Source organism: Streptomyces sp. NBC_01622 (assembly GCF_045209635.1).
Lineage (GTDB): Bacteria > Actinomycetota > Actinomycetes > Streptomycetales > Streptomycetaceae > Streptomyces.
On the sequence record NZ_CP109293.1, the window covers coordinates 8,359,749 to 8,381,139 of the forward strand.

Sequence of the window (21,391 nt, forward strand, 5' to 3'; positions counted from 1 at the left end):
TGCGGGCAACGACGCCCGGAGCGCACCCGCGGGATGGGCGACGACGCTCCCTCTGCCCTGGACCGACGGACATCGATCTGTCCGCTTTGGTCCCCTTAGCTTCCACCGCTTGAGCGGTGCACCGCCGCCACCCCGCGGCGTCCGCATGTTGGAACGGAGTATCCGGTTCCCGAGAACCGTTCCATCATGTAACCTGCACGAAATTTTGCGCTTACCCGCAGAGGGCCAACGTCGTCCCTATGCCCATGCATATGCCACGACGACGACGGGAGAGCCGATGCGTACGCCGCGCCAGCCGTCCCAGCAGCCCACGAATGGCCAGAACTGGTCCTTCATGGATGCTCGCCCTGCCGCGCAGGGTATGTACGACCCCCGCAACGAGCACGACGCCTGTGGCGTCGGCTTCGTGGCCACCCTCACCGGCGAGGCGAGCCACGCGCTGGTCGAGCAGGCGCTCACGGTGCTGCGCAACCTGGAGCACCGCGGTGCGACGGGTGCCGAGCCCGACTCCGGCGACGGCGCGGGCATCCTGTCCCAGGTGCCGGACGCCTTCCTCCGTGAGGTGGCCGGATTCGAACTGCCCGCCGCCGGCGGATACGCGGTCGGCATCGCCTTCCTGCCCCCGGACGGCGCGGACGCCGCCGTCTCACAGATCGAGACGGTCGCCGCCGAAGAGGGCCTCACCGTCCTCGGCTGGCGTGAGGTTCCGACCGCGCCCGAACTCCTCGGTGCAACCGCCCGCTCCACCATGCCGCTCTTCCGGCAGGTCTTCGTGAGCGACGGCGAGACGCAGGGCATCGACCTGGACCGCAAGGCCTTCGCGCTGCGCAAGCGCGCCGAGCGCGAGGCCGGCGTCTACTTCCCGTCGCTCTCCGCGCGGACCATCGTCTACAAGGGCATGCTCACCACCGGTCAGCTGGAGCCCTTCTTCCCGGACCTGTCCGACCGGCGCTTCGCCTCCGCGATCTCGCTCGTGCACTCCCGGTTCTCCACGAACACCTTCCCTTCGTGGCCGCTCGCCCACCCGTACCGCTTCGTCGCGCACAACGGCGAGATCAACACGGTCAAGGGCAACCGCAACTGGATGGCCGCCCGCGAGTCCCAGATCGCCTCCGACCTCTTCGGCGACCAGGAGAAGATCGACCGGATCTTCCCGATCTGCACGCCCGAGGCCTCCGACTCCGCGTCCTTCGACGAGGTGCTCGAACTGCTCCACCTCGGTGGCCGGTCGCTCCCGCACTCCGTGCTGATGATGATCCCGGAGGCGTGGGAGAACCACGACTCCATGGACCCGGCCCGCCGCGCCTTCTACCAGTTCCACGCCACGATGATGGAACCCTGGGACGGCCCGGCCTGCGTCACCTTCACCGACGGCACCCAGGTCGGCGCGGTCCTCGACCGCAACGGCCTGCGCCCCGGCCGCTACTGGGTCACCGACGACGGCCTCGTCGTCCTCGGCTCCGAGGTCGGCGTCCTCGACATCGACCCCGCGAAGGTCGTCCGCAAGGGCCGCCTCCAGCCCGGCCGCATGTTCCTCGTGGACACCGCCGAGCACCGCATCATCGAGGACGACGAGATCAAGGCCGGCCTCGCCGCAGAGAAGCCGTACGCCGACTGGCTCGAAGCCGGCGAGATCGAGCTGTCCGACCTGCCCGAGCGCGAGCACATCGTGCACACGCACGCCTCGGTCACCCGCCGCCAGCAGACCTTCGGCTACACCGAGGAGGAGCTGCGCGTCATCCTCGCGCCGATGGCCAAGGCCGGTGCCGAGCCCATTGGCTCGATGGGCACGGACTCGCCGATCGCCGCGCTGTCCTCGCGCCCGCGCCTGCTCTTCGACTACTTCACCCAGCTGTTCGCGCAGGTCACCAACCCGCCGCTGGACGCGATCAGGGAAGAGCTCGTGACCTCCCTGCGCTCGTCGCTGGGCCCCGCGAGCAACTTGCTTGAGCCGACGGCCGCGTCCTGTCGTAGCGTCACCCTGCCCTTCCCGGTGATCGACAACGACGAGCTGGCCAAGCTCATCCACATCAACGCCGACGGCGACATGCCCGGCATGAAGGCCGCGACCCTCTCCGGCCTGTACCGGGTCTCCGGCGGCGGCGACGCCCTCGCCGCCCGCCTCGCGGAGATCTGCACCGAGGCCGACGCGGCCATCGAGAACGGCGCCCGGCTGATCGTCCTCTCGGACCGGCACTCCGACGCCGAGCACGCGCCGATCCCCTCGCTGCTGCTCACCGCCGCCGTCCACCACCACCTCATCCGCACCAAGCAGCGCACCCAGGTGGGCCTGCTGGTGGAGGCCGGTGACGTGCGCGAGGTCCACCACGTCGCCCTGCTCATCGGCTTCGGCGCCGCCGCCGTCAACCCGTACCTGGCGATGGAGTCCGTCGAGGACCTCGTCCGCGCGGGCACGTTCCTCACCGACATCGAGGCCGAGCAGGCCATCCGCAACCTGATCTACGCGCTCGGCAAGGGCGTCCTCAAGGTCATGTCCAAGATGGGCATCTCGACGGTCGCCTCCTACCGGGGCGCCCAGGTCTTCGAAGCGGTCGGCCTGGACGAGCAGTTCGTCAACAGCTACTTCAGCGGTACGGCCACCAAGATCGGCGGCGTCGGCATCGACGTCATCGCCCAGGAGGTCGCCGCCCGCCACGCGAAGGCGTACCCCGCGAGCGGAATCGCGCCCGCGCACCGCGCCCTCGACATAGGCGGCGAGTACCAGTGGCGCCGCGAGGGCGAGCCCCACCTGTTCGACCCGGAGACGGTCTTCCGCCTCCAGCACTCGACGCGCACCAACCGCTACGACATCTTCAAGAAGTACACGGACCGCGTGAACGAGCAGTCCGAGCGGCTGATGACGCTGCGCGGGCTCTTCGGCTTCAAGTCGGACCGCCCGTCGATCTCCATCGACGAGGTCGAGCCCGTCTCCGAGATCGTCAAGCGCTTCTCCACCGGCGCCATGTCGTACGGCTCCATCTCCCTGGAGGCGCACGAGACGCTCGCCATCGCCATGAACCAGCTGGGCGGCAAGTCCAACACCGGTGAGGGCGGCGAGGACGCGGACCGGCTCTACGACCCGGCCCGGCGCAGCGCCATCAAGCAGGTCGCCTCCGGCCGCTTCGGTGTCACCTCCGAGTACCTGGTCAACGCGGACGACATCCAGATCAAGATGGCCCAGGGCGCCAAGCCCGGCGAGGGCGGCCAGCTGCCCGGCCACAAGGTCTACCCGTGGGTCGCGAAGACGAGGCACTCGACGCCCGGTGTCGGTCTCATCTCGCCGCCGCCGCACCACGACATCTACTCCATCGAGGACCTCGCCCAGCTGATCCACGACCTGAAGAACGCGAACCCGCAGGCGCGGATTCACGTCAAGCTGGTCTCGGAGGTCGGCGTCGGCACGGTCGCCGCGGGTGTGTCGAAGGCGCACGCGGACGTCGTCCTCATCTCCGGCCACGACGGCGGTACGGGTGCTTCTCCTCTTACTTCTTTGAAGCACGCTGGTGGACCTTGGGAGTTGGGCCTCGCCGAGACGCAGCAGACCCTGCTGCTCAACGGACTTCGGGACCGGATCGTCGTCCAGACCGACGGTCAGCTGAAGACCGGCCGTGACGTCGTCATCGCCGCGCTGCTCGGCGCCGAGGAGTTCGGTTTCGCGACCGCGCCGCTCGTCGTCTCCGGCTGCGTCATGATGCGCGTCTGCCACCTCGACACCTGCCCGGTCGGTATCGCCACGCAGAACCCGGTGCTGCGCGACCGGTTCGCCGGCAAGGCCGAATACGTCGTGAACTTCTTCCAGTTCATCGCCGAAGAGGTCCGCGAGATCCTCGCCGAGCTGGGCTTCCGCACCATCGAGGAGGCCGTCGGCCAGGCGGGCACGCTCGATGTCGAGCGCGCCGTCGACCACTGGAAGGCACAGGGCCTGGACCTGGCCCCCCTCTTCTACGTCCCCGAACTCCCGGACGGCGCCTCCCTCCACCAGGTCATCAAGCAGGACCACGGCCTGGAGAAGGCGCTCGACAACGAGCTGATCAAGCTCGCCGCCGACGCCCTCGCCGCGTCCAGCGCCACCGACGCGCAGCCGGTCCGCGCCCAGGTCGCGATCCGCAACATCAACCGCACGGTCGGCACGATGCTCGGCCACGAGGTGACGAAGAAGTTCGGCGGGGCCGGTCTGCCCGACGACACCATCGACATCACCTTCACCGGCAGCGCGGGCCAGTCCTTCGGTGCCTTCCTCCCGCGCGGTGTCACGCTGCGCCTGGAGGGCGACGCCAACGACTATGTCGGCAAGGGCCTTTCGGGCGGCCGGGTGATCGTCCGTCCCGACCGGGGCGCCGACCACCTCGCCGAGTACTCCACCATCGCGGGCAACACCATCGCCTACGGCGCGACCGGCGGCGAGCTGTTCCTGCGCGGCCGTACCGGTGAGCGGTTCTGTGTCCGCAACTCCGGTGCCACCGTGGTCTCCGAGGGTGTGGGCGACCACGGCTGCGAGTACATGACCGGCGGCAGGGCGGTCGTGCTCGGCGAGACCGGCCGCAACTTCGCGGCGGGCATGTCCGGCGGCATAGCCTACGTCATCGACCTGAACCCCGACAACGTGAACGTCGGAAACGCGGGCGCCGTAGGGGAGTTGGACGACACCGACAAGCAGTGGCTGCACGACGTGGTGCGCCGTCACGCCGAGGAGACCGGTTCGACGGTCGCCGAGAAGCTGCTCGCCGAGTGGGCCGTCTCCGCGGACCGCTTCAGCAAGATCATCCCCAGCGCGTACAAGGCAGTGCTCGCCGCCAAGGACGCCGCCGAGCGAGCGGGTCTCTCCGAGACCGAGATCACCGAGAAGATGATGGAGGCGGCGATCAATGGCTGACCCGAAGGGCTTTCTGAACCACGGGCGCGAGGTCGCCAAGTCCCGTCCCGTAGACGTCCGTCTCAAGGACTGGAACGAGGTCTACGTCCCCGGTTCGCTGCTGCCGATCATCGGCAAGCAGGCCGGCCGGTGCATGGACTGCGGTATCCCGTTCTGCCACAACGGCTGTCCGCTGGGGAACCTGATCCCCGAGTGGAACGACTACGCCTACCGCGGGGACTGGACGGCAGCCTCCGAGCGCCTGCACGCGACGAACAACTTCCCCGAGTTCACCGGGCGGTTGTGCCCCGCGCCGTGCGAGTCGGCCTGTGTGCTGGGCATCAACCAGCCGCCGGTCACCATCAAGAACGTCGAGGTCTCCATCATCGACAAGGCCTGGGAGACGGGCGACGTCGCCCCGCAGGCTCCCGAGCGCCTCTCCGGCAAGACCGTCGCGGTCATCGGCTCGGGCCCGGCGGGCCTCGCCGCCGCCCAGCAGCTCACCCGGGCCGGCCACACCGTCGCCGTCTACGAGCGCGCGGACCGCATCGGGGGCCTTCTCCGGTACGGCATCCCCGAGTTCAAGATGGAGAAGCGGCACATCAACCGCCGTATCGAGCAGATGCGCGCGGAGGGCACCCGCTTCCGCACCGGCATCGAGATCGGCGTCGACCTCAAGGCCACCGACCTGCGCAAGCGCTACGACGCGGTCGTCATCGCCGCCGGTGCCACCACCGCGCGTGATCTCCCCGTCCCCGGGCGGGAGTTGACCGGTGTCTACCAGGCGATGGAGTACCTGCCCCTGTCGAACAAGGTGCAGGAGGGCGACTACGTCACCGCCCCGGTCTCGGCCGCGGGCAAGCACGTCGTCGTGATCGGCGGCGGCGACACCGGCGCGGACTGCGTGGGTACGGCGCACCGCCAAGGGGCCGCCTCCGTCACGCAGTTGGAGATCATGCCCCGCCCGGGCGACGAGCGGAACGCGGTCTCCCAGCCGTGGCCGACCTTCCCGATGCTCTACAAGGTGACGTCCGCGCACGAGGAGGGCGGCGAGCGGGTCTACTCCGTCAACACCACCCACTTCGAGGGCGACGAGGACGGCAACGTCCAGTGGCTGCACCTCGTCGAGGTCGAGTTCGTCGAGGGCAAGCTGACCCAGAAGCCGGGCACGGAGCGCAAGATCCCCGCCCAACTGGTCACGCTGGCCATGGGCTTCACGGGAACGGACCGCGAGAACGGTCTGGTCGACCAGTTCGCCCTGGACCTCGACGAGCGCGGCAACATCGCCCGCGACGCCGACTTCCAGACCAACGTCCCCGGCGTGTTCGTCGCCGGTGACGCGGGCCGCGGCCAGTCCCTCATCGTCTGGGCGATCGCGGAGGGCCGCTCGGCCGCCCGCGGCGTCGACCGCTTCCTCACGGGCGCCAGTGAACTCCCGGCCCCGATCCGCCCGACGGACCGTTCGCTGATGGTCTGACGCACCAAGAAGATCGAGGGGAATCCCCTCAACAGACGTCCCGCACAATGGCGTGCGGAACAGAGCGCGGCGCCTGCTCAGTCCCCGACCGGACCGGCAGGCGCCGCGGCGCGTCCGTCCTCACTTCTACGGCACCCGGTAGGTCTCCCCGTACACCTTCCACACCAACGGCGTCCGCAGGCTCAACTTCCCCTCCTCCAGGAACTTCCGCTGGGCCGTGTCGACGCGGGAGGTGTCGATCCCGGGGTGCTTGGCCCGCATCGTGGCGCGGCGGACGTCGAGGAAGGCGCTCAAGTAGGCCTTCTCGTCGCCGCCTTGGGCAGGAGGCGCGGCCCGCTGCATCGTGCGCGTGCGGATGCCGTAGAAGCCGTCCGTGCCCGGGCCGTGGAAGACCATCGCGTCGTAGTAGATGAACTGCCCCAGCGGGCCCAGGCCGTCGCGTCGGGCGGTGCTGATCGCCGGGTCGAAGTAGATGCGGTCGCGTTCCGCGTCCTGCGCCGCCTGGAAGGCGGGGACCTTCGCCTCGGCGCGCCAGGCCGCCGGGAAGCCGGGGTCCAGGCCCTGGTGGGAGTCCGTGCCGTCGACCCTGCGCAGCGCGGGGAGGTAGCGGGCGAGGCCGTTGTCGGGGTGGGCGGCTGTGTACTTCTCGACCAGGACGAGCAGGTCGTGGGTGCCGGTGCAGAAGCCGATGATGCCCGCGGTGTAACCCTGGCCGTCGCCGATGTCCTGCACATAGCCGTACGCGCTGCGCCAGTTGAGCGTCGAGTTCTCGGCACTGGCCACCAGCTCCTGCGCGAGGTTCTTCATGGCCGGCGCGGCCAGGCCTTCCGGGGCTCTCCGTTGTGCCGCGGCCGACGGATGCGCGGGCCGCGGGTCGTCGTGGGCGGTGGGCGAGGAGCCGTAGGCCGTCGCCGCGAGGACGACGGGTACGGCGGCGAGCATCAGGACGCCGGCGCGTTTCATGAGCCCAGAGTAGGAGCGGTTACGTCCCATATTCCGGAGTTGGGGGGACATTGCTCTCGCGGTACCGGCGTGGCGTAATCTCGGCCTTTTCGCCGTGATCCGAAGGGGGCCCTGTGGCCGCGATCTCGCTCAGCAAGGTCGAGGAGACCGCGCCCGCGCTGGTCAGCCTCTACAAGAGTGCCGGGGTTTCCCTCCGCAAGCACGGACTGGACGGGCAGCGGGCCGCCGTCTATCTCGTGGTCGACTACTCGGGCTCCATGAGGCCGTACTACAAGGACGGCAGTGTGCAGGCGCTCGCCGACCGGGTGCTCGGGCTGTCGGCCCATCTGGACGACGACGGGACCGTGCCGGTGATCTTCTTCTCGACGGACGTCGACGCCGTCACGGACATCGCCCTCGACGCCCACCAGGGGCGGATCGAGCAGATCGTCTCCGGGCTCGGGCCCATGGGGCTGACCAGCTATCACCTGGCCATGGACGCCGTCATCGACCACTATCTCGACAGCGGCGCGAAGGACCCGGCCTTCGTCGTCTTCCAGACCGACGGCGGGCCCAGCAACAAGGCCGCCGCGGAACGGTACTTGTGCAAGGCGGCGAGGCTTCCGCTGTTCTGGCAGTTCGTCGGGTTCGGCAAGGCGCGGAGCAAGCAGTTCGAATTCCTGCGCAGGCTCGACGAGTTGGCGGTGCCACAGAAGCGGGTGATCGACAACGCCGGTTTCTTCCCGGCCGGTTCGGATCCCCGGAAGATGTCCGACGGCGAGCTGTACGACCGGCTGATGGGCGAGTTCCCGCAGTGGCTCGCGGCGGCCCAGGAGCAGGGGATCGTCCGATGATCCGGTTCCTGCCCGCCTCGGCGCGGACCGCCGTGCCCTGGAAGAACGGCGGCGGTGTGACGCGTGAGATCGCCGCGTGGCCCGAGGGGGCGGGCATGGACGACTTCGCGTGGCGGGTGAGCCTGGCCGAGGTCGGCGCGGACGGGCCGTTCTCCGCCTTCCCCGACGTCGACCGGACCCTGACCGTCGTCGAGGGCGCCGGCATGGACCTCACCGTCGGCGGCGAACCGCAGCTCGTCAACACCCGTTACGTACCAAGGGACTTCAGGGGCGACGTGCCGACCGACTGCCGGTTGCCGGCCGGCCCCGTCGTCAACCTCAACGTCATGTGGCGCAGGGGAGCCGGTTCTACGGCCCCCACGGTGGCCGTCGTCCGCGGGCGGCTGCGCCTGTGCGCGGACACTCTGGTCGTGGCACTGGACGGGACCGCCGAAGTGGCTGGACTGACTCTGCGGCCTTACGACGCCGTGCAGTTGGGCGGCGAGGGGGCGCTGCTGCACGCACGGGGGCGGACCGCCGTGATCGGATTGTCGTTGCCTGCTGACGCACCGTTGGCTTAGCCGGGGCCTCGTGACACCCTGTGGGGTGATCTGACGGGGAGGGCGGCGAACGTATGGACGGCGCACGATCGGTGAACGGAGCGGTGGGTGCCGGGCGTCCGGACGAGGCCGGCAAAGGGGAGAAGCTCGCCGACTGGGCGGACGGACGGCTCGGGCTGTACGCGCTGGCCAAGGCCAATATGCGCAAGGTCTTCCCGGACCACTGGTCCTTCATGCTGGGCGAGATCTGCCTCTACAGCTTCATCATCCTGATCCTCACCGGCGTCTATCTCACCCTGTTCTTCGAGCCGAGCGGCGTCGAGGTCATCTACCACGGCTCGTACACGCCGTTGAACGGCATCCCGATGACCCGGGCGTTCGAGTCGACGCTGGACATCAGCTTCGACGTGCGCGGCGGGCTGCTGATCCGGCAGATCCACCACTGGGCGGCCGTCGTCTTCATCGCGGGCATGCTCATCCACATGATGCGGGTGTTCTTCACCGGCGCCTACCGCAAGCCGCGGGAGCTCAACTGGGTGTTCGGCTGGACCCTGTTGTTCCTCGGCATCATCACCGGGCTGACCGGCTACTCGCTCCCCGACGACCTGCTGTCCGGCACCGGCATCCGCTTCGCGGACGGCGCGATCCTGTCCGTGCCGATCGTCGGGACGTACATCTCGATGTTCCTGTTCGGCGGGGAGTTCCCGGGGCACGACATCATCTCGCGGCTCTTCCCGATCCATGTCCTGGTGCTGCCGGGGATCATGCTGGGCCTGGTGGTCGCGCATCTGATCCTGGTCTTCTACCACAAGCACACGCAGTACCCCGGGCCCGGACGGGACCAGAAGAGCGTGGTCGGCATGCCCTTCCTGCCCGTCTACATGGCCAAGGCGGGAGGCTTCTTCTTTCTCGTCTTCGGGGTGCTCGCCATCATGGGCGGCATCGCCAGCATCAACCCCGTGTGGGCCTTCGGACCGTACCGGCCCGACCTGGTGACGACCGGCGCCCAACCCGACTGGTATCTCGGCTTCTCCGAGGGACTGATACGTGTGATGCCGGGCTGGGAGATCGACGCCTGGGGCCACACGCTGGAGCTGGGCGTCTTCATCCCCTTCACGCTCTTCCCGCTGATCCTCGCCGCCATCGGTGCCTACCCGTTCATCGAAGCGTGGATCACCGGCGACAAACGCGAACACCACATCCTGGACCGGCCGCGCAACATGCCCGTGCGCACCGGACTCGGCGTGGCCTGGCTGAGCCTGTACGGCGTGCTGCTGATCGGCGGCGGCAACGACGTGGTCGCCACCCATCTCAACCTGTCGATCAACGCGATCACTTGGTTCGTACGGGTCTCGTTCCTCGTGATGCCGGTGGTGGCCTTCCTCGTCACCAAGCGCGTCTGCATGGGACTCCAACGCCGGGACCGGGACAAGGTGTTGCACGGCCGCGAGTCCGGCCTCATCAAGAGGCTGCCGCACGGCGAGTACGTCGAGGTCCACGACCCCCTCACGCAGGACGAGTTGTTCCGGCTCACCCAGCACGAGCAGGAGCCGCCCTACGAGATCGGACCGCTCGTCGACGCGAACGGGGTGGAGCGGCAGGTCAAGGGCGGACAGCGGGTGCGGGCCCGGCTCGCCAAGGCGATGTTCGGGCCGGAGACGCGGATCGCGAAGCCGACGGTGGAGGAGTACAAGGAACTCACGAGCGGCGATCATCACCACTGATGCCGTTGAGTACGGTTGCCCGGCATTCGCCCGGGCTGCCCCAAGCCGTGCGCAGGGCACGGGCCTTGGTCAGCCACAGCGACAGGTCGTACTCCGCCGTGTAGCCGATCGCGCCGTGCAACTGAAGCGCAGTACGCGCCGTCGCGTACGCCGCCTCGCACGCGGCGACCTTCGCGGCGGCCACGTCCGACTCCGCCATGGTGAGCGCGGCACCGAAGACCAGCGGACGCGCGAACTCCAACGCGATCTTCGCATCGGCCAGTTGATGCTTCACGGCCTGGAACGAGCCGACGGCGACGCCGAATTGGGTGCGCTGCTTGACGTAGGCGACGGTCCTGTCGAGCAGGGCGAGGCCGACACCGAGCGCCTGGGCGGCGGTGGCCAGCCGGGCCCAGGTGAGGGCGTGGGCCAAGGACGGCTCCGGGGTGAGGAGTTCACCGCCCGGGTGGAGCAGGGTGAGACGGCGGGCCGGGTCGAGGGACGCGCGTACCGGCCCGTGCCCGGGCGCCAGCCGCAGACCGTCGGTGTCCCAGCTCAGGCGGATCGTCGCCACGTCACCGTCCAGTGCGTACGATCCCGCCGGCGCCGCCGTGGCCATCGCCCCACCCGCCGCCAGCGCGGGCAACAGGCGCTTGGCCAGGGCGGGTTCGGTCAGCAGGGCGGCCGCCACGACCGTCTCCACCAGCGGCCCCGGAACCGCGTGCCGCCCCAACTCCACGAACGCCACCGCGAGTTCGACCGGCCGGGGACCGAGCCCCTCGTAGGCCTCGGGCACCGCCAGCGCGAACACCCCGGCGCCCGCGACACGGCGCCACAGCGACCGCCCGCTCGCCGGCTCGCCGCGGCTCCAGGACCGTACGACCGACGGGGTGTCCGCGGCCGTCAGCATCGCGTTCAACGAGTCGGCGAACGCCCGCTGTTCGGGGTCGCGGAGGAAGTGCATCAGCGGCGGCCCTTCGGCAGGCCGAGCAGGCGCTCGGCGATGATGTCGCGCTGGATCTCGTTCGTACCGGCGTAGATGGGGCCCGCGAGGGCGAAGACATACCCCTCGGCCCAGTCGGTGTCAGCCAACTCGCCGTCCACGCCCAGCAGTTCGAGGGCCGTCTCGTACAGGGCGATGTCGTACTCGGACCAGAAGACCTTGTTCAGGCTGGACTCCGGGCCGATGGACTCGCCGTCGAGGAAACGGGAGGCGTTGGCGTAGGTGAAGAGCTGGTAGGCGCGGGCGCCGATCACCGCGTCGGCCACCCGGTCCCTTGCCGCTTGTGAACTGCCCTGCGTCCGCCAGAGGTTGAGCAGGCGGTCGGCGGCGGCGAGGAAGCGGCCGGGGGAGCGGAGGGTGAGGCCGCGTTCGTTGCCGGCGGTCGACATGGCGACCCGCCAGCCCTGGCCCGGCTCGCCGATCACGTCCTCGTCGGGGACGAACACCTCGTCCAGGAAGAGTTCCGCGAAGGCCGGTTTGCCGTCCAGGCGGCCGATCGGGCGGACCGTGACGCCGGGCGCGCGCAGGTCGAACATCAGGTAGGTCAGGCCCTGTTGGGGCTTCGGGGTGTCCGGCTCGCTGCGGAACAGGCCGAACGCGCGGTCCGCGAAGGCCGCCCGCGACGACCACGTCTTCTGCCCGCTCAGCAGCCAGCCCCCGCCGGTGCGCACCGCCCGCGAGGTGAGCGACGCCAGATCCGAACCTGCCTCCGGCTCCGACCAGGCCTGCGCCCACACCACCTCGCCGGTCGCCATCGACGGCAGCACACGCGCGCGTTGCTCCCGCGTGCCGTGGTCGAGGAGGGTCGGGGCGAGCAGGCTGATGCCGTTCTGGCCGACCCGGCCCGGCGCGCCCGCCGCGTAGTACTCCTCCTCGAACAGCAGCCACCGCACGATGTCCGCGCCCCGGCCGCCGTACTCCTCCGGCCAGGACACCACCGACCAACGGTCCGCGGCGAGTTGGGCCTCCCAGGCGCGGTGCGCGGCGAAGCCCTCCTTCGTCTCCAGGGACGGGAGTGGCGTGGCCGGCACATGCGCGTGCAGCCAGCCGCGGGCCTCGGCGCGGAACGCCTCCTCGGCGGGAGTGAAGTCGAGGTCCATCGCCAACCATCCTTCCCTAACAAGTGTTTGGTAGGTTAGCGTGGCCGTATGACAGGCGTCGAGAGTCCGGCATACGTCCCCGGGCACGGGCTGCTGAAGGGGCGCACCGCCGTCGTCACCGCCGCCGCCGGCGCGGGGATCGGCGGGGCCACCGCCCGCCGCTTCCTCCAGGAGGGCGCCCGCGTGCTGATCAGCGACGCACACACGCGGCGGCTGAAGGAGTACGAGGCCGAGCTGGCCGGGGAGTTCGGCGCGGAGTCGGTCGCCGCGCTGGCGTGCGATGTCACCGACGAGACACAGGTACAGGCCCTCTTCGACACGGCCGTCGCGGCGCACGGGCGGCTGGACGTCGTCGTCAACAACGCGGGCCTGGGCGGCACTTCGGACCTCGTCGACATGACGGACGAGCAGTGGTCGAAGGTGCTGGACGTGACGTTGAACGGCACCTTCCGCTGCACCCGGGCCGCCCTGCGCGCCATGCGCGGGACCGGCGGCGGGGTGATCGTCAACAACGCCTCCGTCATCGGCTGGCGCGCCCAGGCCGGACAGGCGCACTACGCGGCGGCCAAGGCGGGCGTGATGGCGCTGACCCGGTGCGCGGCGATCGAGGCCGCCGAGTACGGGGTGCGGGTCAACGCGGTCTCGCCGAGCCTCGCCATGCACCCGCACCTGGTGAAGGTGACGACGCCCGAACTGCTGGCGGAACTCACCGCGCGCGAGGCCTTCGGGCGGTACGCCGAGCCCTGGGAGGTGGCCAACGTGATCGTGTTCCTGGCCTCGGACTACTCCTCGTACATGACGGGCGAGGTCGTCTCCGTGAGCAGCCAGCATGCGTAGCGGCGCAAGAGGTCGCGCGAGGGGCACGACAATGGTCCTGTGCCAACCAAGAAGAAACCCCCGGTGACCGCCGCTCCGGCCCGCCGTCGTGAACTCCTCGACACGGCGGCCGAGGTCTTCGCCGAGCAGGGCTACAACGCCACCACCGTACGGAAGATCGCGGACCACGCGGGCATGCTCGCGGGCAGCCTCTACTACCACTTCGACTCCAAGGAATCGATGCTGGAGGAGATCCTGCGGACCTTCCTCGACGAACTCTGGGGCGGCTACGACACCGTCCTGGACGCCGAGTTCGGGCCGCGCGAGACGCTTGAGGCCCTGGTCACCGAGTCGTTCCGGGAGATCGACCGGCACCGCGCGGCCGTCGCGATCTACCAGAAGGAGAGCAGGCAACTGGTCGCGCAGGAGCGGTTCGCGTTCCTCGCCGAGTCGCAGCGCAAGTTCGAGAAGGCGTGGCTGTCCACGCTGGAGCGCGGGGTCGTCGCCAAGGTCTTCCGGGCCGACCTCGACGTCCGGCTCACCTACCGGTTCGTGCGGGACACGGTGTGGGTCGCCGCGTCCTGGTACCGGCCGGGCGGACAGCACAGCGCCGAGGAGATCGCCCGGCAGTACCTGTCGATGGTGCTGGACGGGATCGCCGTACGCACGTAACTCACGTGTCTGGATGAGGAGTTGGCATGGCAGCCGAGGCCTACGTCGTCGAAGCGGTCCGTACGCCCGTCGGGCGGCGCGGAGGAGGGCTGAGCGGGGTCCATCCGGCCGACCTCGGTGCGCATGTGCTCAAGGAGCTGGTCGCGCGCTCGGGGATCGATCCCGCCGCCGTCGAGGACGTCGTCTTCGGGTGTCTGGACGCGGTGGGGCCGCAGGCCGGGGACATCGCGCGCACCGCCTGGCTGGCGGCCGGGCTGCCCGAGGAGGTGCCGGGCGTGACGGTGGACCGGCAGTGCGGGTCCTCGCAGCAGGCCGTGCACTTCGCGGCCCAGGGCGTGCTGTCCGGCACCCAGGACCTGGTCGTCGCCGGGGGCGTCCAGAACATGTCGCTGATCCCCATCGCCTTCGCTTCCCGGCAGGCCGCCGAACCGCTAGGCCTCACGGACGGCCCCTTCGTGGGAAGTGAGGGCTGGCGCGCCCGGTACGGGACACAGCCCGTCAACCAGTTCGCCGGGGCCGAGATGATCGCCGCGAAGTGGGGCATCAGCAGGCAGGACCAGGAGGAGTTCGCGCTCCGCTCGCACCGGCGGGCCCTGCGCGCCATCGACGAGGGCCGCTTCGAGCGGGAGACGGTGGCCTACGGCGCGGTCACGGTCGACGAGGGGCCGCGCCGGGACACCTCGCTGGAGAAGATGGCCGGCCTGAAGCCGGTCGTCGACGGCGGCACCATCACCGCTGCCTGCTCCTCCCAGGTCTCCGACGGCGCGGCGGCGATGCTGCTCGCCTCGGAACGGGCGGTGCGCGAACACGGGTTGACGCCCCGCGCCCGCATCCACCACCTCTCCGTCCGGGGCGAGGACCCCATCCGTATGCTCTCGGCGCCCATCCCGGCCACCGCCCACGCCCTGAAGAAGACCGGGCTGACCATCGACGCCATCGACCTCGTCGAGATCAACGAGGCCTTCGCGCCCGTCGTCCTCGCCTGGCTGAAGGAGACGGGCGCCGACCCCGACAGGGTCAACGTCAACGGCGGCGCGATAGCCCTCGGCCACCCCCTCGGCGCGACCGGAGTCAAACTCATGACCACCCTCCTCCACGAACTGGAGCGCACCGGCGGCCGGTTCGGCCTCCAGACCATGTGCGAGGGCGGCGGCCAGGCCAACGTGACGATCATCGAACGGCTGTGAGGGAGCAGGGCAGTCGAAGGGTGATTCAGGAGTCGGCCCGGACCAGCGTCCACAGCACCTCGTCGGCCTCCTTCATCACCCGCGCCACCAGCTCCGCACATGACGGCAGGTCGTCGATCACCCCGGCGACCTGCCCGGACGCCATCACCCCGAGATCCGTACGGCCGTCCACCATCGACGCCTTGAGCAGCATCGGCGTGTTCGCGGCCAGCAGCACCTGGCTCCAGGTCAGCTCCTTGCCGTGTTTCATCGCGAGGCCGTCGCGGATCATGCGCCGCCACGTCAGACCGGACAGGCGACGGAAACCGGCAGCCCGGCGTATCGCCTGGAGCAGCGCCCGCGTACGGCCGGAGTGCTCCAGGGCGTCGACCAGTTCCGTACGGAGCATGCGGTGCGGCAGGCCGTCCACCGCCCGCGTGACCGTGACGTCCTTGACCGTCGCCGCCAGATAGGCCGCTTTCACCGCGTCCGGGACCGTCGAGTCCGAGGTGAGCAGGAAACGCGTGCCCATCGCGACCCCCGCCGCCCCGTACGCCAGCGCCGCCACCAGGCCCCGCCCGTCGAAGAAGCCGCCCGCCGCCACCACCGGTATGTCCACCGCGTCCACCACCTGGGGCAGCAGCACCGTCGTCGCCACCTCCCCGGTGTGGCCGCCGCCCTCCCCGCCCTGCACGATCACCGCGTCCGCGCCCCAGGCCGCGACTTTCTCCGCGTGCCGCCGCGCCCCGATCGACGGGATCACGACGACGCCCGCCTCCTTCAGTTCGGCGATCAGCTCGGCGGACGGCGCGAGCGCGAAGGACGCGACCCGTACGCCCTCCTCGATCATGATCCGCACCCGGTCTCCGGCGTCCGCCGCGTCCGCGCGCAGATTCACCCCGAACGGCTCCCGCGTACGGGACTTGACCTCGCGGATCGCCTCCCGGAGCCGGTCGGTGTCCATGGTCGCGGAGGCCAGGATGCCCAGCGCGCCCGCGTTCGCCGTGGCCGACACCAGGCGTGGGCCCGCCACCCAGCCCATCCCCGTCTGCACGATCGGATGCCGCACCCCGACCAACCGGGTCAGCGCGGTCTCCATCAGACAGCCACCTCCCTGCGGCGGGTGTCGGCCGGGTCGATGACCTCGCGGATCAACCGCAGCTCCTCCGGGGTGGGTTCACGGGTCGGCGGAGCCTCGTCCGGGACCGTCAGCTCGAAGCCGGTCGCCTCCCTGACCTGCTCCACCGTGACCCCCGGATGCAGCGAGGCCAGCCGCATCGAGCGGTCCGGGGTCGCGAAGTCGAACACGGCGAGGTCGGAGACGACCCGGGGGATGCGGTGGAAGCGGGCCGTCCCCGGGTGCTCGGCGACCCGGTCGTAGCCCACCCCGCACACCATGTCGACCTTCTCCACGAACACCCGCCGGGAGTGCCGCGGTATCCAGTAACTCGTCGGATTGTTCAGTGTGTTGATCGGCGCCCCGCGCACCCCGAGCAACTGCCGCTTGGGCCGCGCCCAGTCGCCGATGCACGAGATGTTCTGGTTGCCGTACCGGTCGATCTGGCTCGCGCCCATCATCACGTGCCGGCGTCCGCCGGACACCAGGGCCAGATGCTGCCGGTAGGGCAACCAGCCCTCCGGGGTGCCGTCCGGACGCACCAGCAGGGCCTCGCCGTCGGTGAGCAGCAGGTCCGGGGCGAAGGTGAGCCGGGCCAGCCGTGCCCCGACGGAGGGGATCAGCCCCATCGGGCTGGCCAGGATCTCCCCGGCGCCGCGCCATGCCTCGGCACAGGCGATCACGCAGTACTCGGAGCGCGACACCTCTGTGAGCCGTACGTCCGTCATCCCTGCTCCCCTTCCTGTTCCTGCCAGTTGCGCACGGCCGACCGGTAGTCCGCCTCGTCACCGGAGAGGAAGCGCTCGGAGAACTCCGCCCAGGGTGTCGTCGCGTACAGCCGCTGGAACTCCTCGTCCCTGCCGTGGTCGGGGGCGCACGAGGTGAAGTGGGCGCCGCCGGGCGCCTCGACGACCCCGGTCACGTGCAGCCGCTTGACGAGCAGGGACTGCGGCGGCGCCTCCTTCGTCAACTCGGCCGTGTCCACGATCCGTTCGCAGGAGACATAGGCCGCGTCCGCCGCCTCGCAGAACAGGTCGTCGAAGTACGGGTCGGGGCCCAGATACTGCCCGTTGCCCAGCCGGTCGGCCCGGTTGACGTGCACCAGCGCCGCGTCCAGCCGCAGCGCGGGCATAGCCACGAACGTCTCCCCGTCCTCGTACGGCGAAGTCACCGTCCGCAGGCCGGGGTTGACCCGCATGACGTCCGAGCCGATCCCCGCGCGCACGGGCAGGAACGGCAGCCGGTTCGCCGCGGCGCGCAGGCCCCACATGAACATGCCCTCGTCGACCTCCGTCAGCTCGAACTCCCCGCGCTCGCGCCCCGCCCGGTAGTGCGGTTCGAGCGGGATGGAATCGAGGGTGACGAAGGGCGCCACCAGCCTGCGGACCCGGCCGGCCGCCACCAGCATCCCGACGTCCGGGCCGCCGTACGAGACCAGGGTGAGATCGCCGATGTCGCTCCGTAGCAGCGCTCGGACCAGTGACATCGGCTTGCGCCGGGAACCCCAGCCGCCGATGCCCAGGGTCATGCCGCTCGCCAGCCGGGACACGACCTCATCGGCGGTCATCGTCTTGTCGGTCACCTACGCCTCCTCCCTTCCGGTCGTTCCGAACGTGTCGCGCACCCGGTCGGCCACCCCGCTGACGCTCGCCTCGAAGGTGAAGCCCTGCTCGAAGCGGTAGCTGCGGCGGACGTCGACGGGGTCGATGCCGTTGATCGCGGACTTGGCGAGCCGGATCAGCTCGCCGTCCTTGGCGGCTATCTCGGTCGCCAACTCCATCGCGGCGGGCAGCAGTTCGGCGCGCGGCACGACCCGCCACACCGAGCCGTGGGCGTGCAGCTCGGCCGCCGTCGCCGTGCGCGAGGTGTAGTACAGGGCACGCATCACGTGCTGGGGGACCAGCCGGGCCAGATGCGTGGCGGCACCCAGCGCGCCACGGTCCAGCTCGGGCAGCCCGAAGGTGGCGTCCTCGCTCGCCACGATCACGTCCGCGTTGCCCACCAGACCGATGCCCCCTCCCAGACAGAAGCCCTGCACGGCCGCCACCACGGGCACCTCGCACTCGTACACCGCGGCGAAGGCCTCGAAACAGCCCCGGTTCACCCCGACCAGGGCCGACTGTCCGCGCGCCTGTATCTCCTTGATGTCCACGCCCGCGTTGAAGCCCCGCCCCTCGGCCGCCAGCACCACACACCGCACGCCGGGGTCGCGGCCCGCCGCGCGCACGGCGTCGGCCAGCGCGAACCAGCCGTCCACCGGCAGCGCGTTCACCGGCGGGAAGTCGACCGTGACGACCGAGATCCCCTTGCTCGCGAACGAGTTTTCCGGGGAGGAGGTGGAGACACCCATGGACGCATCAGCTACCTTTCCACCAAACATTTGTTAGGTGTGAGGCTTCGAAGCTAGCAGCCGCAGAATCCGAGCGGGAGGGCCTGTGGACAACCACCCTGTGGACAACTCGCCCGACCGCCCGTTGAACGGCCGGACCGTCCTTGTCACCGGCGGCACCCGAGGCGTCGGCGCCGGAATCGCGCGCGCCTTCGTCGAGGCCGGCGCCCATGTGCTGACCTGCGCGCGCAAACCGCCCGAAGACCCGGTCGAGGGAACGGAGTTCAGCGCCCTGGACCTGCGCGACCCGGACGCCGTACGGGAGTTCTTCGCCGCGCTGCCCCGGCTCGACGTCCTCGTCAACAACGCGGGCGGCGCGCCGTACCGCCCACTCGTCGACGCGGAGGCCGAACGCCACGCGCGGATCATCGAGTTGAACCTCCTCGCCCCGCTCACCGCCTCCCTCGCCGCGTACGAACACCTCAGGCGGGCCAGGGGCTCGGTCGTGATGATCGGCAGCGTCAGCGGCAGCCGGCCGTCGCCCGGTTCGGCGGCGTACGGGGCGGCCAAGGCGGGCCTGGAGAACCTGGCCCGCTCGATGGCGGTGGAGTGGGCGCCGGACATCCGTGTCAACACCCTCGTCGTCGGCATGGTCCGCACGGAGTCGTCCCATCTGCACTACGGCGGCGAGGACGCCATCGCGGCCGTCTCCCGCACCGTCCCGCTCGGCCGCCTCGCCGACCCGTCCGACGTGGGCGCGGCGGCGGTCTTCCTCGCTTCCCCCGCCGCCGCGTACATCAGCGGGGCGAGCCTCCTCGTCCATGGGGGCGGGGAGCGGCCCGCGTTCCTGGACGCCGCGACCGCCAACAAGGAGACACGAAAGGAGACATGAGATGAGTGCTCTCTGCGACGGCCGGGTCGTCGTCGTCACCGGCGCGGGCCGGGGTCTGGGCCGCGCCCATGCCCTCGCCTTCGCCGCCGAGGGTGCCAAGGTCGTTGTCAACGACCTCGGCGTCGGCCTCGACGGCACCCCGGACCCCGACAGCCCCGCCGCACAGGTCGTCGCGGAGATCCGCGCGGCGGGCGGCGAGGCGGTGGCCCACGGCGGCGACATCGCCACCGGCACCGGTGCCGCGTCCCTGGTCACGACCGCCCTGGAGACCTACGGCCGCCTCGACACCCTTGTCAACAACGCGGGTTACCTGCGCGACCGCATGCTCGTCAACCTCGACGAGGACGACTGGGACGCGGTGCTGCGCGTCCACCTGAAGGGCCACTTCCTGCCCCTGAAACACGCCGCCGCGCACTGGCGGGCGGAGTCCAAGGCGGGCCGCACCCCGACCGCCCGGATCATCAACACCAGCAGCGGAGCAGGCCTGTTGGGCTCGGTGGGCCAGGGCAACTACAGCGCCGCCAAGGCCGGCATCATCGGCCTCACCCTCGTCGCGGCGGCCGAACTGTCCCGCTACGGCGTCCAGGTCAACGCGATCGCCCCCGCGGCGCGCACCCGCATGACGGAACACACCTTCGCCGAGACGATGACGGCCCCCGACTCCGGCTTCGACACGATGGCCCCGGAGAACGTCTCCCCCCTGGTGGTGTGGCTGGGCTCCGCCGCGAGCGCGGGGGTCACCGGCCGGGTCTTCGAGACGGAGGGCGGGCGCATCACCGTGATGGAGGGGTGGCGAGCGGGCCCGAGCGCGGACAAGGGGGCGCGGTGGAGTGCGGGGGAGGCGGGGGAGGCGGTGCTGAAGCTGCTGGCGGAGGCGGAGGTTCCGGGGGTGGTGTACGGGGCGTAGGCGGAGAGGAGGCGTGTGCGTTTCCCGGCCGACCGAGTCTGCCTTTGTGGGTTCACTTCTCGGCGGACCGAGTCGGGTGGTGGGCGGGTAAAGGCCGGGGGTCTGGGGGCGGAGCCCCCAGCGGGACGCACCGGCCTACGTGTCGCACTCCAACACCGTCCGGCACAAGGAACACCGCGCCCGTACCCTCCCCCGCACCGGCACCCTGATCCGCTGATGACACGTGGGGCAAGGGAACGACACCCGCAAGCTGCCCCGCCCGTCGGGAGAGAAGGAGTACGGCACCCCTTTCTGCACTCCGGGCCCGTGCCGCCGGTCGTGCGCGTAGCGCCGCCGCCCCGCCCACCCCGCCGCCGTAAGAGGAGGTTGCTGCTCGTCACGCCGGGCCTGCTCCATGCCCTTGACGTACGCCGTGTAGGCCTGCGGACTCGTGAACCACACCGAGGGATCCTCGCCGAAGACCAGCGCCCGCTTGGCGAGGACGTACCCGAACTCCTCCGGAGTGAGATAGCCGAGCTTCTGCGAGGACGCCGAGTCCTCCCGGTACGCGTCCAGCAGCAGCCACCCCGCGCCGAGATACGTCGCCGCCGTGTCCGTGAGGATCTCGTTCTCCCGGGTGCCGGGGAACGACAGGTCGAGACGGTGCAGGTAGACATGCATGACCTCGTGCGCGAGAGCCGCGCCGATGTCCCGCCGATGGGTGCGGAACCGGTCGTTCAGCTCCACGAAGTACTCGGGCCCGGCCGTGAGTTCGACGTTCGCCGCATGCTTCATCTCACGGAAGCCGACGATCAGCCGGGCATCCGGGAGCCGGTAGTGCCGGACCATCTCCCGGGCCACCCGCTGCGCCCCCAGATGCAGGTCGTCCGTGTCGCAGAACGCCACGTCGACGGGGGCCACACTGGTGGCGAACGTCTGGACGGTGTCGTACGACAAGCGCTTGTAGAGCGCGGTGATGGACTCCCGCACCGTGTCCAGATGCGGGTAGCCGTGCTCGACCGGTCCGTCGTCCGCCACGTCCA

18 protein-coding genes are annotated in these 21,391 nt (G+C 70.3%); 10 read left to right on the plus strand and 8 right to left on the minus strand.

All coding sequences use genetic code 11. The features are described 5' to 3' along the window. Positions 1-277: 277 nt before the first annotated feature. Together gltB and OH768_RS38715 are read left to right on the plus strand one after the other, a co-directional pair. Positions 278-4,873 carry a glutamate synthase large subunit gene (gene gltB, locus OH768_RS38710; RefSeq protein WP_406460827.1) on the plus strand — a complete coding sequence of 1,532 codons (4,596 nt, stop codon included), beginning with the start codon at positions 278-280 and terminating at the stop codon, positions 4,871-4,873. Continuing rightward, the gene (locus tag OH768_RS38715; protein WP_406460828.1) at positions 4,866-6,329 is read left to right on the plus strand and encodes a glutamate synthase subunit beta; all 1,464 of its coding nucleotides are present in this window, start codon (positions 4,866-4,868) and stop codon (positions 6,327-6,329) included. Before gltB ends, OH768_RS38715 begins: the two co-directional genes overlap by 8 nt. A gap of 126 nt (positions 6,330-6,455) precedes the next feature. Here OH768_RS38715 and OH768_RS38720 read toward each other — a convergent pair whose 3' ends face one another. Further along, entirely contained in the window at positions 6,456-7,292 is an 837-nt protein-coding gene (locus OH768_RS38720) for a chitosanase (RefSeq protein ID WP_406460830.1), read from the minus strand. Positions 7,293-7,405: 113 nt separating this feature from the next. On the opposite strand from OH768_RS38720, the gene OH768_RS38725 reads away from it, so the two are divergent. The 3 genes from OH768_RS38725 to OH768_RS38735 are packed head-to-tail and all read left to right on the plus strand — an operon-like array spanning position 7,406 to position 10,388. Continuing rightward, the gene (locus OH768_RS38725; protein ID WP_406460831.1) at positions 7,406-8,125 is read left to right on the plus strand and encodes a vWA domain-containing protein; all 720 of its coding nucleotides are present in this window, start codon (positions 7,406-7,408) and stop codon (positions 8,123-8,125) included. Beyond that, positions 8,122-8,685, plus strand: coding sequence for a HutD family protein (locus OH768_RS38730; protein WP_406460832.1), 564 nt, complete (start codon positions 8,122-8,124; stop codon positions 8,683-8,685). Before OH768_RS38725 ends, OH768_RS38730 begins: the two co-directional genes overlap by 4 nt. Before the next feature lie 53 nt (positions 8,686-8,738). Beyond that, entirely contained in the window at positions 8,739-10,388 is a 1,650-nt protein-coding gene (locus OH768_RS38735; protein ID WP_406460834.1) for a cytochrome bc complex cytochrome b subunit, read from the plus strand. On the opposite strand, the gene OH768_RS38740 is transcribed toward OH768_RS38735, so the two are convergent. Together OH768_RS38740 and OH768_RS38745 are read right to left on the minus strand one after the other, a co-directional pair. After that, entirely contained in the window at positions 10,363-11,331 is a 969-nt protein-coding gene (locus OH768_RS38740; RefSeq protein WP_406460836.1) for an acyl-CoA dehydrogenase family protein, read from the minus strand. The genes OH768_RS38735 and OH768_RS38740 overlap by 26 nt on opposite strands. Further along, positions 11,331-12,470, minus strand: a complete 1,140-nt coding sequence (locus OH768_RS38745) for an acyl-CoA dehydrogenase family protein (RefSeq protein WP_406460838.1) — start codon at positions 12,468-12,470, stop codon at positions 11,331-11,333. Before OH768_RS38745 ends, OH768_RS38740 begins: the two co-directional genes overlap by 1 nt. A 48-nt stretch (positions 12,471-12,518) precedes the next feature. Here OH768_RS38745 and OH768_RS38750 point away from each other — a divergent pair, with 48 nt between their 5' ends. The 3 genes from OH768_RS38750 to OH768_RS38760 are packed head-to-tail and all read left to right on the plus strand — an operon-like array spanning position 12,519 to position 15,145. Continuing rightward, positions 12,519-13,307: an SDR family oxidoreductase gene (locus OH768_RS38750; RefSeq protein WP_406460839.1), complete on the plus strand. Its 789-nt coding sequence runs from the start codon at positions 12,519-12,521 to the stop codon at positions 13,305-13,307. A gap of 39 nt (positions 13,308-13,346) precedes the next feature. Continuing rightward, a complete protein-coding gene (locus OH768_RS38755; RefSeq protein WP_406460841.1) occupies positions 13,347-13,958 on the plus strand; it encodes a TetR/AcrR family transcriptional regulator in 612 nt (203 codons plus the stop codon). Between the two features lie 26 nt (positions 13,959-13,984). After that, the gene (locus OH768_RS38760) at positions 13,985-15,145 is read left to right on the plus strand and encodes an acetyl-CoA C-acetyltransferase (RefSeq protein WP_406460843.1); all 1,161 of its coding nucleotides are present in this window, start codon (positions 13,985-13,987) and stop codon (positions 15,143-15,145) included. 25 nt (positions 15,146-15,170) lie between these two features. Here the strand turns inward: OH768_RS38760 and OH768_RS38765 are convergent, their stop codons facing one another. Genes OH768_RS38765 through OH768_RS38780 form a run of 4 tightly spaced genes read right to left on the minus strand, consistent with a single transcriptional unit; the run spans position 15,171 to position 18,591 of the window. Beyond that, complete coding sequence (locus OH768_RS38765) at positions 15,171-16,223, minus strand: NAD(P)H-dependent flavin oxidoreductase (protein WP_406460844.1); 1,053 nt, start codon at positions 16,221-16,223, stop codon at positions 15,171-15,173. Further along, complete coding sequence (locus OH768_RS38770; RefSeq protein WP_406460846.1) at positions 16,223-16,969, minus strand: CoA-transferase subunit beta; 747 nt, start codon at positions 16,967-16,969, stop codon at positions 16,223-16,225. The genes OH768_RS38765 and OH768_RS38770 overlap by 1 nt, the downstream gene beginning before the upstream one ends. Beyond that, positions 16,966-17,823, minus strand: coding sequence for a CoA transferase subunit A (locus OH768_RS38775; RefSeq protein ID WP_406460847.1), 858 nt, complete (start codon positions 17,821-17,823; stop codon positions 16,966-16,968). Before OH768_RS38775 ends, OH768_RS38770 begins: the two co-directional genes overlap by 4 nt. Next, a complete protein-coding gene (locus OH768_RS38780; protein WP_406460849.1) occupies positions 17,824-18,591 on the minus strand; it encodes an enoyl-CoA hydratase family protein in 768 nt (255 codons plus the stop codon). A gap of 85 nt (positions 18,592-18,676) precedes the next feature. Between OH768_RS38780 and OH768_RS38785 the strand changes: the two genes are divergently transcribed. Continuing rightward, positions 18,677-19,462 (plus strand): SDR family oxidoreductase, encoded by a 786-nt coding sequence (locus OH768_RS38785; RefSeq protein WP_359605106.1) that lies wholly within the window; start codon positions 18,677-18,679, stop codon positions 19,460-19,462. A gap of 1 nt (position 19,463) precedes the next feature. Continuing rightward, positions 19,464-20,369, plus strand: coding sequence for an SDR family oxidoreductase (locus tag OH768_RS38790; RefSeq protein WP_406460850.1), 906 nt, complete (start codon positions 19,464-19,466; stop codon positions 20,367-20,369). Between the two features lie 135 nt (positions 20,370-20,504). On the opposite strand, the gene OH768_RS38795 is transcribed toward OH768_RS38790, so the two are convergent. Next, positions 20,505-21,386 carry a hypothetical protein gene (locus OH768_RS38795; protein WP_406460852.1) on the minus strand — a complete coding sequence of 294 codons (882 nt, stop codon included), beginning with the start codon at positions 21,384-21,386 and terminating at the stop codon, positions 20,505-20,507. Positions 21,387-21,391 lie beyond the last annotated feature (5 nt).

What these genes read in the sequence shown, in the direction of transcription:
- OH768_RS38735 (WP_406460834.1), top strand. Translation starts at nt 8,739, where the DNA reads ATGGACGGCGCACGATCGGTGAACGGAGCGGTGGGTGCCGGGCGTCCG.
- OH768_RS38720 (WP_406460830.1), bottom strand. Translation starts at nt 7,292, where the DNA reads ATGAAACGCGCCGGCGTCCTGATGCTCGCCGCCGTACCCGTCGTCCTC.
- OH768_RS38760 (WP_406460843.1), top strand. Translation starts at nt 13,985, where the DNA reads ATGGCAGCCGAGGCCTACGTCGTCGAAGCGGTCCGTACGCCCGTCGGG.
- OH768_RS38745 (WP_406460838.1), bottom strand. Translation starts at nt 12,470, where the DNA reads ATGGACCTCGACTTCACTCCCGCCGAGGAGGCGTTCCGCGCCGAGGCC.
- OH768_RS38765 (WP_406460844.1), bottom strand. Translation starts at nt 16,223, where the DNA reads ATGGAGACCGCGCTGACCCGGTTGGTCGGGGTGCGGCATCCGATCGTG.
- OH768_RS38780 (WP_406460849.1), bottom strand. Translation starts at nt 18,591, where the DNA reads ATGGGTGTCTCCACCTCCTCCCCGGAAAACTCGTTCGCGAGCAAGGGG.
- OH768_RS38715 (WP_406460828.1), top strand. Translation starts at nt 4,866, where the DNA reads ATGGCTGACCCGAAGGGCTTTCTGAACCACGGGCGCGAGGTCGCCAAG.
- OH768_RS38740 (WP_406460836.1), bottom strand. Translation starts at nt 11,331, where the DNA reads ATGCACTTCCTCCGCGACCCCGAACAGCGGGCGTTCGCCGACTCGTTG.
- OH768_RS38770 (WP_406460846.1), bottom strand. Translation starts at nt 16,969, where the DNA reads ATGACGGACGTACGGCTCACAGAGGTGTCGCGCTCCGAGTACTGCGTG.
- OH768_RS38750 (WP_406460839.1), top strand. Translation starts at nt 12,519, where the DNA reads ATGACAGGCGTCGAGAGTCCGGCATACGTCCCCGGGCACGGGCTGCTG.
- gltB (WP_406460827.1), top strand. Translation starts at nt 278, where the DNA reads ATGCGTACGCCGCGCCAGCCGTCCCAGCAGCCCACGAATGGCCAGAAC.
- OH768_RS38790 (WP_406460850.1), top strand. Translation starts at nt 19,464, where the DNA reads ATGAGTGCTCTCTGCGACGGCCGGGTCGTCGTCGTCACCGGCGCGGGC.
- OH768_RS38730 (WP_406460832.1), top strand. Translation starts at nt 8,122, where the DNA reads ATGATCCGGTTCCTGCCCGCCTCGGCGCGGACCGCCGTGCCCTGGAAG.